The sequence below is a fragment of the Pseudothauera nasutitermitis genome, from assembly GCF_004801295.1.
GTDB classification, from domain to species: Bacteria; Pseudomonadota; Gammaproteobacteria; order Burkholderiales; family Rhodocyclaceae; genus Pseudothauera; species Pseudothauera nasutitermitis.
The window spans coordinates 68322-81794 of the sequence record NZ_SSOC01000006.1 but is presented as its reverse complement, the minus strand read 5'-3'; the positions used below and the strand labels follow the sequence as shown (position 1 = coordinate 81794).

General features: G+C 64.1%; 8 protein-coding genes and 1 CRISPR repeat array. Of the genes, 3 read left to right on the top strand and 5 right to left on the bottom strand.

The features are described 5' to 3' along the window. Positions 1-26 precede the first annotated feature (26 nt). Complete coding sequence (locus E6C76_RS16370; RefSeq protein WP_136349323.1) at positions 27-1187, bottom strand: class I SAM-dependent methyltransferase; 1161 nt, start codon at positions 1185-1187, stop codon at positions 27-29. A 121-nt stretch (positions 1188-1308) separates the two neighbouring features. Between E6C76_RS16370 and E6C76_RS16365 the strand changes: the two genes are divergently transcribed. The 3 genes from E6C76_RS16365 (at position 1309) to E6C76_RS22725 (ending at position 3996) form a co-directional block, all read left to right on the top strand. Continuing rightward, entirely contained in the window at positions 1309-2052 is a 744-nt protein-coding gene (locus E6C76_RS16365; RefSeq protein WP_136349322.1) for a pteridine reductase, read from the top strand. Positions 2053-2124: 72 nt separating this feature from the next. After that, positions 2125-3033: a tRNA 2-thiocytidine(32) synthetase TtcA gene (gene ttcA / locus E6C76_RS16360; RefSeq protein ID WP_136349657.1), complete on the top strand. Its 909-nt coding sequence runs from the start codon at positions 2125-2127 to the stop codon at positions 3031-3033. A 93-nt stretch (positions 3034-3126) separates the two neighbouring features. Continuing rightward, on the top strand, positions 3127-3996 hold the full coding sequence (locus E6C76_RS22725) for an FHA domain-containing protein (RefSeq protein ID WP_408003493.1): 870 nt from the start codon (positions 3127-3129) through the stop codon (positions 3994-3996). Between the two features lie 232 nt (positions 3997-4228). Then, a CRISPR array of direct repeats spans positions 4229-9181; the repeat unit is 28 nt; unit sequence TTTCTTAGCTGCCTGCACGGCAGTGAAC. Between the two features lie 128 nt (positions 9182-9309). Here the strand turns inward: E6C76_RS22725 and cas6f are convergent. Genes cas6f through csy1 form a run of 4 tightly spaced genes read right to left on the bottom strand, consistent with a single transcriptional unit; the run spans position 9310 to position 13285 of the window. Continuing rightward, positions 9310-9879 (bottom strand): type I-F CRISPR-associated endoribonuclease Cas6/Csy4, encoded by a 570-nt coding sequence (gene cas6f / locus E6C76_RS16350; protein WP_136349321.1) that lies wholly within the window; start codon positions 9877-9879, stop codon positions 9310-9312. 1 nt (position 9880) lies between these two features. Further along, positions 9881-10918 (bottom strand): type I-F CRISPR-associated protein Csy3, encoded by a 1038-nt coding sequence (gene csy3 / locus E6C76_RS16345; RefSeq protein WP_136349320.1) that lies wholly within the window; start codon positions 10916-10918, stop codon positions 9881-9883. A 20-nt stretch (positions 10919-10938) separates the two neighbouring features. Beyond that, complete coding sequence (gene csy2 / locus E6C76_RS16340) at positions 10939-11916, bottom strand: type I-F CRISPR-associated protein Csy2 (RefSeq protein ID WP_136349319.1); 978 nt, start codon at positions 11914-11916, stop codon at positions 10939-10941. Then, on the bottom strand, positions 11909-13285 hold the full coding sequence (csy1, locus tag E6C76_RS16335; protein ID WP_136349318.1) for a type I-F CRISPR-associated protein Csy1: 1377 nt from the start codon (positions 13283-13285) through the stop codon (positions 11909-11911). Before csy1 ends, csy2 begins: the two co-directional genes overlap by 8 nt. Positions 13286-13473 lie beyond the last annotated feature (188 nt).

Genomic DNA, 13473 nt, shown 5'->3' with positions numbered 1-13473 from the left:
CGGCCGCGCCCACCCGCCACGCCCACTCACAGTGCGTGCAGGCGGTCGCCGCGCGCGAAGCCCAACGGCGTGGCCGGCAGCCCCCGGCCCACCGCCAGCACCTTGAACAACTCCCCCATTTCCTGCGGCGCGGTCAGCTGCTGCACCGCGCGCGCGGCGCGGATGTAGTCCGCGCTTTCGCGCGGCCCGCGCCGCTCCAGGCATTCCAGCACGCCGCAGTTGAACAGAAAGCTGGCCTGCGAGGTATAGCCGTATACCTCCAGCCCGGCGTCGAAGGCCGCTTCGGCCGCTGCGGTGAAATCGACGAAGCAGGTAATGTCGTTGAGCCCCGGCCACAGGAAAGGGTCGCCATGCGCGCGGTGGCGGTAATAGCACAGCAGCGTGCCGTTGGAGCGCGTCGGCAAGTAGTACTCGGCGCGCGGATAACCGTAATCCACCAGCAAGAGCAGGCCAGTCTGCAGCCGGCGTGCCCACTCGCCCACCCAGGCATGCGCGGCCAGGCAGATCTCGGTGACGTATTCGCCCTCTTCCGGGCAGGGCAGATCAAGTGCGCGCGCGGCGTCCAGCACCGCGCCCGTGGCCGGGCGGTCCGCCCAGCGCAGCGCGCCGGCCGCGTCCACCGCCACGCCCTGCTCGAACACGCCGCCGGCGCGCACGGCCACGCGGTGCGTGGGCATCACGTCGAGCACCTCGTTGGCCACCAGCACGCCGGAGAAGGTTTCCGGCAAGGTTTCCAGCCAGCGTACGCGCGAAGCCAGATGCGGCACCTTCGCGGCCAGAGTGTCGAACTGGCGTTCGCGCAGATCGGCAGAGAGTTCGAGGATGTCGTACTGCTCCGGCACGCAGCCGCGCCGTTCCAGTTCGAGCAGCAGATCGGCGGCCAGCAGGCCGGTGCCGGCACCGGCCTCGATCACCCGGGCCGCGCTCGCGCGCATGCCCTGCTCCACCTGGGCGGCCAGCGCCTGGCCGAACAGCGGCGTGAGTTCCGGCGCGGTGATGAAGTCGCCCGCCGGCCCGAACTTGCGCGCGCCGCCGCTGTAGTACCCCAGGCCGGGCGCGTACAGCGCCAGCTCCATGTAGCGCGCGAAGCTGATCCAGCCGCCCGCCGCGTGGATTTCCGCGCGCAGCAGATCGACCAGGCGCGCGCTCTGCGCAAGGGCGTCGGCGGAAGGCTGGGGAAGATTCATGGCGGTCCCGGGTGGCACGGAGAAGCGCGCATTCTACCCGCGCACTGGCCCCCGGCCCGCCGGGCGGGCATCATTCGGTGCACGCCACGCTCCACTCTTCCGTCGTTTAGAGGCCCTGCCGATGCACGCTGAACGCCCCGCCATCCTGGTCACCGGCGCCGCCCGCCGCGTCGGCGCCGCGATCGCCCGCCAGTTGCACGCCGCCGGCGCCGACGTGGTGCTGCACTACCGCCACTCCGCCGGTGAAGCGCGCGCGCTGGCCGAACTGCTCAACGCCACACGGGCGGATTCGGCCTGGCTGGTGGCCGGCGACCTGGGCGCCGACGGCATGCCCGAGGCGGTGATGGAGCAAACCCTGCAACAGGCCGGCCGCCTGGACGGACTGGTCAACAACGCCTCCAGCTTCTTCCCCACGCCGCTGGGCGAAATCGATCTGGCCGCCTGGCACGACCTGATCGGCTCCAACCTGAAAGGCCCGCTGTTCCTCTCGCAGGCCGCCGCGCCGCATCTGCGCGCGCGGCGCGGCGCCATCGTGAACATCGTCGACATCCACGCCGAACGCCCGCTGCGCGGCTATCCGCTGTACAGCGCGGCCAAGGCCGGCCTGCTCGGCCTGGCCCGCGCGCTGGCGGTGGAACTGGCGCCCGAGGTGCGCGTAAACGCGGTGGCCCCCGGCCCCGTGGAATGGCCGGAGGACGGCCAGTTCCCACCCGAGGCGCGCGCCGAGATCATCCGCCACACCCTGCTCGGCCGCGAGGGCACGCCGCAGGACATTGCCGCCATGGTGCGCTTCCTCCTGCTGGAAGCGCCCTACGTCACCGGGCAGGTCATCGCCGTGGACGGGGGGCGCAGCGCGCGCCTGTAGGGCCTGCCGCCGCGCGACGGGCGTATAATCCGCGCGCTCTTTCCCCTTGCCGAAACGATCACCGTGAGCAACGTGCCCCCAGCCGCCGAATCGGCGGAAAACCGCTTTTCCAACACCTTCCTGCGCCTCAAGAAGAAGCTCGAACGCGGCGTGGGCGAAGCCATCGCCGACTTCAACATGATCGAGGACGGCGACACGGTGATGGTGTGCGTCTCCGGCGGCAAGGATTCGTACTCGCTGCTCTCCATCCTGCTCGCGCTGCGCGAGCGCGCGCCGGTGAACTTCCGCGTGGTGGCGATGAACCTGGACCAGAAACAACCCGGCTTCCCCGCCGACGTGCTGCCAGCCTGGTTCGAATCGATCGGCGTGGAATACCGCATCATCACCGAAGACACCTACTCCATCGTCAAGGACAAGATTCCCGAGGGCAAGACCACCTGCTCGCTGTGCTCGCGCCTGCGCCGGGGCATCATCTACCGCGTGGCCAGCGAAATCGGCGCCACCAAGATCGCCCTGGGCCACCACCGCGAGGACATGCTGGAAACGCTGTTCCTCAACATGTTCTTCGGCGGCAAGATCAAGGCCATGCCCCCCAAGCTGGTCAGCGACGACGGCAACCACGTGGTAATCCGCCCGCTGGCCTACTGCACCGAAAACGACATCGCGCGCTTCGCCCGCGCCATGGAATACCCCATCATCCCCTGCAACCTGTGCGGCTCGCAGGAAAACGCCCAGCGCAAGCAGATCAAGGCCATGCTGGCCGGCTGGGCGCGCGATTACCCGGGGCGCATCGAATCGCTTGCCACCGCGCTGCAGAACGTGGTGCCCTCGCATCTGGCCGACCAGCGCCTGTTCGATTTCCAAGGCCTCACCCGTCACAGCCAGGTCGCCGAAGGCGACACCGCCTTCGACCCGCCGGAGCTGCCCCGCGCACCCGCCAACATCGTGCGCATCACCCCGCTCGACGGCGTGCAGGACTAGGCGGGCCGGGCACTTGCATCGTTCGCCGCATTTCCCCATCATGACGTCCGGAATCGCCGCCTCCCACCGCGCCCGTACCGGAACCCCTGCATCATGACCGAGCGGAACAACGCCTGCATCCTGGTCGCCGAAGTCATCGGCGGCGAACGTCTGGTCGGCCGCCTCAGCGCCGAGGAAGCCCGCCACGCCGTGGACCGCTGCCTGAACCGCATCGACCGCGTGGTGGAATCCAACGGCGGCACCCGCATCGACCGCGAAGCCCAGCGCCTGGCCGCCAGCTTCGCGCGCTGTGACGCCGCCGTGCTGGCCGCCTGTGAAATGCTAGAACGCGTGATGAGCCTGCCACCCACCAGCGGCGTGCAACTGGCCACCCGCATCGGCGTGCATTTCGGCGGCCTGGAATCCGGCCACCCGCCGCGTGGCGACGGCCTCGGCGTGGCCCGCCGCCTGGCCACGGGCGCCCAGCCCGGCCAGGCCCTCGCCAGCGAAGCGGCCATTTCCCAGCTTTCTACCCCCGCCCGCCACTTCGCCAGCGCCGACGACTCGCGCGGCCCCAGCATCCACGGCGTAGACGGCCCCATCTACGAAATCGGCCACCGCATGGCCGTGGTCGCCCCGCCGCCCAGCCCGGACAATCTCCGCCAGAGCCTGGTGATCCATCATCAGAAGGACGAACTGCGGCTCGACGAGCAGCGCCCGGTCCTGCTGCTGGGGCGCGAGCAAGGCAACGACGTGGTCATCATCGACCCACGCGCCTCCCGCCAGCACGCCCGCCTAGAGCGCCGCGACAGCGGCTTCTTCCTGGTCGACCAGAGCACCAACGGCACCTACCTGGTCATCGACGGCCAGAAAGAGAAGTACATCAAGCAAGGCGAGATCGCCCTGGACGGCCCCGGCCGTCTGGGCTGTGGCTTCTCCGCCAATGAAGTCGAACGGGATCTGGTGTTCTTCGAACTGCGATAGCTGCCCGCACGGCAGTGAACGGGACACGCTATCCATCCCGCAATGGCCCGGTTTTCTTAGCTGCCTGCACGGCAGCTAAGAAATGCGGCATTGTCGTGCCGGAATTCGTGATGGGGTTCACTGCCGTGCAGGCAGCTAAGAAACTTGACCACTTCTTCGAGCGCGTTGGCGGCTTCGTTCACTGCCGTGCAGGCAGTGAACGGCATAGGCGCGCGCCGCGTCACCGGCGAAGCTTTCTTAGCTGCCTGCACGGCAGTGAACTCTCGGGCCTCGATGCCGATCCGCCGGGCCTTTTTCTTAGCTGCCTGCACGGCAGTGAACGCCGCGCCCACCCGCGCGGCGCGTCTCATGAATTTCTTAGCTGCTTGCACGGCAGTGAACTCTGCTCGGCATCGGACGAGGGGCGATAGAAGTTTCTTAGCTGCCTGCACGGCAGTGAACTGCTCAAGATACCTCTCCCGTTGTCATCAACATTTCTTAGCTGCCTGCACGGCAGTGAACGAAGACGGGCACGCCGGCCGCCGTGGCGCAGTTTTCTTAGCTGCCTGCACGGCAGTGAACTTTTCGCGCACCTCGGCGGGGATGTATTTCGATTTCTTAGCTGCCTGCACGGCAGTGAACATACCCGTGAGAAAGGGGCGCAGTACGGCGAGTTTCTTAGCTGCCTGCACGGCAGTGAACTTCGCTGGCTGCTTCCCTGATGTGCGGATTCTTTTCTTAGCTGCCTGCACGGCAGTGAACGCAGAGTCACATGCACGGGCGTGCTCCATCGATTTCTTAGCTGCCTGCACGGCAGTGAACTCCACCACGTCGCGCCATTTTTTCTCGCGCACTTTCTTAGCTGCCTGCACGGCAGTGAACCGGTGCACGGCCCGCAGCGGGGGACCGGCTTTTTTCTTAGCTACCTGCACGGCAGTGAACGATTTTCAGCCGGACAGGCCAGCCCATCCTGTTTTCTTAGCTGCCTGCACGGCAGTGAACCAATGGCAACCCTCGCCGCAGCCGTTGTCCCATTTCTTAGCTGCCTGCACGGCAGTGAACGGCTTCGTCCGGCATGTCGTGGCCGGCGGTGATTTCTTAGCTGCCTGCACGGCAGTGACCCCCCCACGAGCTGGGAACTGCGACACGTAATTTTTCTTAGCTGCCTGCACGGCAGTGAACGTCGAGCGCGGCATCTTCCGCTACGAGAACTCGTTTCTTAGCTGCCTGCACGGCAGTGAACACGCCGGCCGACGTGCGCGCGGTGAGCTTCATTTTCTTAGCTGCCTGCACGGCAGTGAACCCGGCGGTGAGGTCGGCGGCACTCCGCAGGGCTTTCTTAGCTGCCTGCACGGCAGTGAACCTTGAAGTCGCGGCCGGTTTTCTCTTCCTTCATTTCTTAGCTGCCTGCACGGCAGTGAACGCTGCAGGGCACGCACAAGAGATTCGCCGACATTTCTTAGCTGCCTGCACGGCAGTGAACGCCACGCTGTTGGGCACCACGGTGTCCGAGACTTTCTTAGCTGCCTGCACGGCAGTGAACCTCGTTACCGACTCCCCTGCCCCCGCGAAAAATTTCTTAGCTGCCTGCACGGCAGTGAACGAGCGTGTATTCCGCGCGGGCGGCCGGCGTGATTTCTTAGCTGCCTGCACGGCAGTGAACCTGTTCGTGGCGCGCCAGGCCGTCCGCCTCCATTTCTTAGCTGCCTGCACGGCAGTGAACCGACCACGAACTGTTCCGCGACTGGGAAAGAATTTCTTAGCTGCCTGCACGGCAGTGAACGACAACCTGGCGCCGGAGGTCGTGGGCTACATTTTCTTAGCTGCCTGCACGGCAGTGAACTGGACGGGCACGTAGTCGCGGCGGGTGCAGCCTTTCTTAGCTGCCTGCACGGCAGTGAACCAGGCGTTGCTCAGGCATGGTGGCGATGCTCGTTTCTTAGCTGCCTGCACGGCAGTGAACCGGCGAACTTCAGCAGTTCACGCCGGCTCAGCTTTCTTAGCTGCCTGCACGGCAGTGAACCCGGATAGATCGGTGGAGAGATACGCCCGGTATTTCTTAGCTGCCTGCACGGCAGTGAACGGGGTGCCACCCGCTCGCGGGGTGGCGCTGACTTTCTTAGCTGCCTGCACGGCAGTGAACGCGCCGGGCGTGGCACTGGACAGCCCGGCCTGTTTCTTAGCTGCCTGCACGGCAGTGAACGAACAGACGAAGCTGGAGGTCGAGGTTCTGAATTTCTTAGCTGCCTGCACGGCAGTGAACAAGAAATTCCCGCAGGGCGGGGAGTATTGCGATTTCTTAGCTGCCTGCACGGCAGTGAACGTGTGCGCGCGGCCGGCGCGTTCCGTCTTGTCTTTCTTAGCTGCCTGCACGGCAGTGAACGAAGCACCCGGGGGAAGAGGAGGAAAACCCCTTTTCTTAGCTGCCTGCACGGCAGTGAACCGCAGTGTTCGTGCGGGGCCGTGCTTTCCTTTTTTCTTAGCTGCCTGCACGGCAGTGAACGCGGAGAAGGTCAGCGCCAACCAGTTCGGCTTTTTCTTAGCTGCCTGCACGGCAGTGAACCCACACCTGGGCAATCAGTTCCAGCACGGCCATTTCTTAGCTGCCTGCACGGCAGTGAACTCCGGTCCGTTCGCCTTCGATCCTGGCAAAAATTTCTTAGCTGCCTGCACGGCAGTGAACTGCTCGCGGTTGGAGACGGACTCGGCCAGCGCTTTCTTAGCTGCCTGCACGGCAGTGAACAGCGCCAAGTCGTTCGGGCCGCAACTGGAGTATTTCTTAGCTGCCTGCACGGCAGTGAACGCAGCGCGTCCGTCAGCGACTTCCCAGCAGAATTTCTTAGCTGCCTGCACGGCAGTGAACACGGAAAGCAGGCGGTCGCGGGCGAGGCGGTATTTCTTAGCTGCCTGCACGGCAGTGAACGCCACATCGCGCTGAACCCGTCTCCGGTATAGTTTCTTAGCTGCCTGCACGGCAGTGAACATCCAGCCGTCGCGTTCGATCTGTTCGGCCAGTTTCTTAGCTGCCTGCACGGCAGTGAACCCGTGCTGGCGGCCTGGCCGGCGGCGCGTACGTTTCTTAGCTGCCTGCACGGCAGTGAACCGTGCTGGGCGGCAGATCGCCCAGGCCGAGGCTTTCTTAGCTGCCTGCACGGCAGTGAACTCATGAACGCCCCCGACCTGATCATCCCCGAGTTTCTTAGCTGCCTGCACGGCAGTGAACATTCTCGCCGCCGCCCGCCGCCCACCCCGCATTTTCTTAGCTGCCTGCACGGCAGTGAACGAGACTCGCGGCCGGCGCCGCGGCGGCTCAATTTTCTTAGCTGCCTGCACGGCAGTGAACGCAGCAGTTGCAGTACCTCGCTGGCGCGGGCATTTCTTAGCTGCCTGCACGGCAGTGAACGCTACGGCGCGCAGATCGGATCGAGCGGCTACTTTCTTAGCTGCCTGCACGGCAGTGAACTCGGCGACGGCGGAGCGGTACTGCTTGTGCCCTTTCTTAGCTGCCTGCACGGCAGTGAACGGTTTCGAGCGCGCCGGCCGACTGGGGGGGGTTTTCTTAGCTGCCTGCACGGCAGTGAACCCTTTCCGCCACCAGGGCCGCATTCCCGGCGTTTTCTTAGCTGCCTGCACGGCAGTGAACGGTGGGCGACCTGGACACCATCAAGGGCGTGCCTTTCTTAGCTGCCTGCACGGCAGTGAACAGGTTCACCGTGGGCAACGGTGCATCCGTGATTTTCTTAGCTGCCTGCACGGCAGTGAACGCCGGGCGGCCTCGATCAGTTTTTTAGGGGCATTTCTTAGCTGCCTGCACGGCAGTGAACCGCGACCCGGCCACCGGCCGGCGCGCGCTGAATTTCTTAGCTGCCTGCACGGCAGTGAACGCCGCTCAGCATCATGATTCCCTGCTGCTCCTTTTCTTAGCTGCCTGCACGGCAGTGAACATCGGCGTCGTCGTCCGGCGCGTAATCGTTTCTTTCTTAGCTGCCTGCACGGCAGTGAACCCCAAGGGCAGCGTACTCATGGAGGCCGTGAATTTCTTAGCTGCCTGCACGGCAGTGAACGTGGAGAATGGTGCTCATGCCGCCTCCATTTCGTTTCTTAGCTGCCTGCACGGCAGTGAACGACGTCCATGGAGAGATGACCGAAGCCGAGAATTTCTTAGCTGCCTGCACGGCAGTGAACGAAGCTGTCGAGCCGTCCGCAGATCGACCCGATTTCTTAGCTGCCTGCACGGCAGTGAACTTGAGTGCGCACAGAAATACCCAGGGCGATCATTTCTTAGCTGCCTGCACGGCAGTGAACCAGTATGAGGCCGAGAGCCGGCGGCGAGACCATTTCTTAGCTGCCTGCACGGCAGTGAACGTTCCCGAAGCCCGACGGCAGGCACCAGATCATTTCTTAGCTGCCTGCACGGCAGTGAACACCACAAACATCGACACGATCACTCCTTCGCATTTCTTAGCTGCCTGCACGGCAGTGAACCCAGCCCTGAGCACCTTTTTGCCAGGATCGAATTTCTTAGCTGCCTGCACGGCAGTGAACCAGATCACTCGCGTGAGCTTGCGCCACGTCCATTTCTTAGCTGCCTGCACGGCAGTGAACGTCTGGTGGGGAATGAGTCGCCATCGCCGCGAGTTTCTTAGCTGCCTGCACGGCAGTGAACTCCCTGGATGGCGAAGACGTACGCAGCCACTTTTTCTTAGCTGCCTGCACGGCAGTGAACGTCGCGCAGCGGTGATCCTTCCAGGCCACGCCTTTCTTAGCTGCCTGCACGGCAGTGAACAGCGAGGAGCCCTGAAATGGAGATTGATCTTGTTTCTTAGCTGCCTGCACGGCAGTGAACGACATGGCTGGCGGACTGCTTTACCGCAACGTTTTCTTAGCTGCCTGCACGGCAGTGAACGGGCTGCTTGCTGCGCACGATGAGCTGCCACATTTCTTAGCTGCCTGCACGGCAGTGAACGCCCCGGCTTCGGCCGCAGCCTTGCGGCTCCTTTTCTTAGCTGCCTGCACGGCAGTGAACTGCGTGGGCAACTGTTCGCTGTTGCCCAAGAATTTCTTAGCTGCCTGCACGGCAGTGAACCGGGCAGCCTGGTTTCAACTGCTGCTCAGACTTTTCTTAGCTGCCTGCACGGCAGTGAACTGAGAGCCCCATCAGGGCCGCAACCTGGTGGATTTCTTAGCTGCCTGCACGGCAGTGAACTAGCAAAAAATCAAATCAACCAACTGATTAATAGAAAAATTCTCGGAATTCGCCGTATTTCCCCTTTCCTTCGCCCTGCTCATAACCCATTGTTTTTCAACCCCTCAAAACGCTACCGAAAAAAAGGGTCAAAACCATGGCACCGTGGCCGTGGCGCTAAGGCCATATGTGCTGAAGAGTCCCTGTCCCTGCGCTGGGCTGGGCTGTATCGGCCGGTGCTCGATGAACAGTCGGAAGCGCTGCCCTGTCGTATGGCTCGCCAGCTCCACATAGGGCAGTCGAAGCCGGCGTGCGGCAGAATCTGGAATTGCCTCGCGCGCCTCCTTTTCCCCAATACCCTTACGTGCCATGAGGCGACGGCGAAGGCGTTCCGGGCTGCTTTTCGCCTGCACCCGGCACACGACGCGGTGACCGGCATCTGCCGGAACCGGGCGGGCCGGAGTCAGGTCGATATGGCCTCGCATGCCTTGTATCCAGCCGATCCGGATGAGTCGGTCAAGACTCGCGAACGAGCCATGAAGACGCAACCGCTTGCCAAGGGTGATGCCGGCTGTGCCGACATCCGGAAAACTCACCCCGATGTCGTATCCTCCATGCTCGACCAGACCCCGATGCAGCTTGGCGAACAACGCATTCATCAGCACCGGGGCAGAGAACTCCGGGTCGGGTAGCAGCTTGATGTCGATGTAGTGGTCCATATCAACCCGCCTCGCCAAACACGCCGCCGCGCACCAGCGTGGCCACGACGAAGTGCTGTTGTTCGAGAGGCGGCACCTGATCCTTGAGAATCCAGTTGTCGAGCAGGCTGTAGAAATCCAGCTTTTGCTTCGGCTGACGATAAGCCTTGCCCTGGGTCGTCACCGAACCATAGGGCTCCACCGCGATGGGGCCAAGCTCATCGGCGCCCACGTACCAGGTGTCGATCGTCCGTAGGGCATTGCCGATCTTCTGGGAATGGATGGCCGCAACCTGGTTTTCCTTTGGACCCACTCCGTAGAGCGTCTTGCTCTTGTCGCCCCGTCCACGATCCAGGATGAGTTCCTGCGAGGGAAACACCTCCTGGCCAGCACCGATACGGGCGAAGGCGGTGACCTGCAGCAGAACGTGACGCTCACCGGCAAGTCCTTCGACGATCAAGCCGGCCAATGCGTCGAGCGAGGCCGCCGCCCCGGCAGGCGCCTCGAAGCTGCGCAGCGGCAAGCTCAGCGCGTCGAACTCCCACGTATCCCGTGCCGCACCGTCTACGAGATGGGCGATGCGTACTTCCACCTGCTCGGCGCCAAACCGGTTACGCCACAAAAAACGGCCGTTGGCCAGATTGAAAGCGTAGCGCCGCGCGAGTTCGCCAAAACCATTGCGCTCGGCATAACCACGCACCGTTGCCAACAATTTCTGCTGGTAGTCCGCATCGTTGCAGGCGGACGGCTTGCCCGTACCGCCCAGCACGCGCACGGTGAAGCTCACCTTGAGCGTATCGGCGTCGCTGGGCAGCGCGGCCACGTCGACGGTTTGCAGGTTGGGGTTCTCGATGGCGGCGTCGAGTTTGGCGGGGTCCTGATCCTTGGTTTTGAGGCGGTTCGAGATCGTGCCGCGCACGGATTTCTCGCGGATCGCCACGGCGGGCCAGTCGGCCGCGGCTGCACGCGCTGCCCACGCGCCGGCATGGAACAGGGCGTCGGACGGATCGAGCTTGCGCTCGAAGGCGAGAACGGAGGCGGTCTTGAGTTCTTTGGACATGGTGAATTCCTTATGGGCAGTCAGGCGAAGTCGAAGTCATGCACCGGCGTCTGCCGGTAATCATTGCGGCAACGGTAGAGACCATCCTGAAGATGGCTGTCGGCGTACCAGAGCAGTTGTTGCGGGCTGTACAGGCGGTGCGGGCTGAGCCACTGGCCAATGCCGTAAAGGCTCTCGACGAAGCGGAACGGCGTGCCCCAGTCGCGGGCGTTGGCCACGCTGCCGGCAGGCTGCAACTCGCCCAAGGCGCCGTAACCGAGCGGAATCGGCACGATCCAGCCAAGGTTCTGGCGGTCGTGCCGCCATTGGCCACCATCGCCCTCCTCCTGCCAATGCCAGTTGATGCGCGACAACGACAGCCAGGCATCCAGGCGCGTGGCGCCAGGGTGTTGCGCTTGCAGGGCCGCATGGCGCTGCGCCAGCAAGTCGCTGCGTTCCACCAGCGCGAAGCCAGGCAGCAGGCGCAGCGTGAGTTGGCCGAACAGTTTTTCGCGGCTTTCGGCATCTCCGGTCAATGACATCACGTAGGGAAGCCGCCGGCCGCGCGGTACGGGCGATTGGACCACGGTGCCGCCGGCGATACGCATCGCCGCCAGCAGATCACCTACCTGGGCAGCGATGGCGGGAGCGGCCTGCGCATCGAGCAATGCCTGGCTTTGCACGGCGAAGACCAGGCTGATATCCAGGTGGATGCGCCCTTCCTCGACGATGGCGGCGCTGCCGCCGTCCTTGTCGAGTGGATTGCGGGTCAGGCGGAGGCTGTGGATGAAACCGCCGTCGGTCACCAGTTCCTGATGGTTGTGGACCACCGCGCTCACGGCGTTGAACTGCAAATCCAGTCCGGCGGCCTGGGTTTTGCGTTCCAGTGCCCACATCAGCCCCAGAAACGCGGTCATCGAGGGAAAGCCGTGGGTGAGCGGGCTGGAGATGGCGTTGGCGTTCTGCACCCGCAGGCGCGGCAGCACCAGCAGATGCTCGAAGTGGAGGCACTCAGCCATGCGTCGCCTCCCGGGTCCTGTCGCCGCTGACGGCACGGCGCTGCATGGGAGCGGGCCATTCGGCATCGATGATCGCCTGACGTGCCCAATGGGCGTGTTCGGCATCGCCCACCGGCAGGTCATGGTGCCGCAGGATATCGTTGAGCCAGTTGCCGAAACGGTGTGCCACCTCGTCCGGCCAGTCTTTCCACTCCAGTGCCGCGTTGAATGTTTCGTCCTCCAGCCTGTGCTCCGCGTCTTCGCGCAGCGGCAGTTCGGCCCGCTCCGGGTCGAGCCAGATCTGTTCGCACAGCGGCAGGCGGCAGGCCGGGTCGCGCGTCCAGCCGGGCTGGAACAGCTCCCTGCTGGCCAGACCGAAGGCGGCCAACGACTGGCCCAGGGCGCGTTCGATGCGTTCGCGCTTGACGCGGGTGTCCAGCGTCGGCGCAGGATTGCTTTTCAGCAGCGCCAACAGGGCCTCCAGCAACTCGCCGACGCCTTCGAAGCGGCGGAAACGTGCCAGGGCCGAATCGATGAACAGGAATTGCCGGGGCCGGTCCTGGTCCCAGCGCGGCGGCAGGGAGGCCAGCAGGTAGTTGAGTCCGCCGCGCTCGCTGTTCAACTGGCTGACGTTCTGCGGCTTGGTGCCGCCGAGCTTGCGGACGGCCAGGTTGCGGTAGTCACGATAGGGCGTGTCATGCGCCTTTTTGTCGCGCCGGGCCTGGCGGGCGGCCTTGTTGGCCTCGCCGAAGCGCGCCTCGTTGATCTCTTGGTGCACGGTATGGGCGAGGCTGCTGGAAAACAGCGGTTGCAGCAGGTGAAAGCCACCATCGTCGGCCGGCTCGCCGGAAACGCACCAATAGACCTGTTTGGCCAGACCGTGGGACGCCAGGGCCACGGGCTCGCGGACCAGCCCTTTGAAGGCGGCGGCCCACTGCCAGGCCGTGGCCGCATCCTCATGCAGGGCGCGCAGCAGATCGGCATCGTCGGCCTGTAGCCAGTCGAGCAGGCGGCGGCCTTCGACTTCCAGCTTGAGGAATTTGTACACGTCCAGCGCGGCGGCGTTGCCGACGATGTCGTCGGCGAAGTCGCTACCCAGTAGATGCGTACCGACTTCGACATGCCGGGGCAGACTGTCCGGCACGACGTGGAGATTGGTGCCGCGGGCATCGGGGTGGGTGGCCTTGAGCACGTGGGTCACCGCCTGAATCTGCGCGACCCGCCGCGCGGCGTCGGTCAGCCACTCGTGGTAGTCGTATTTGGCGGCGACCTGCACGGCGGCTTCTTCGTTCAGGCCTTTCAGTTTGGCATCTCGGCGTTCGGCGATGAACGCGGCGATGGTTTGCTGGAAAGTATGGGCACGGGGAGTGCGTTTGGGTGGCTCGGCCATCTGGAGGATTCCTGATCAATCGACTTGGCGGAAAACAAGCCTGTAGAATCCCCACAGCGATTCGCTGTGGGGATGTTGTAAACATGAGGGTGTTTGCCCTCATCCGACTAATAAGATCATGTGCTGGTCAGACACATTCCTATCCTCCTTGCGCGTCATGCTTCGTGCGTAGGGCCGGGGCCAACCCG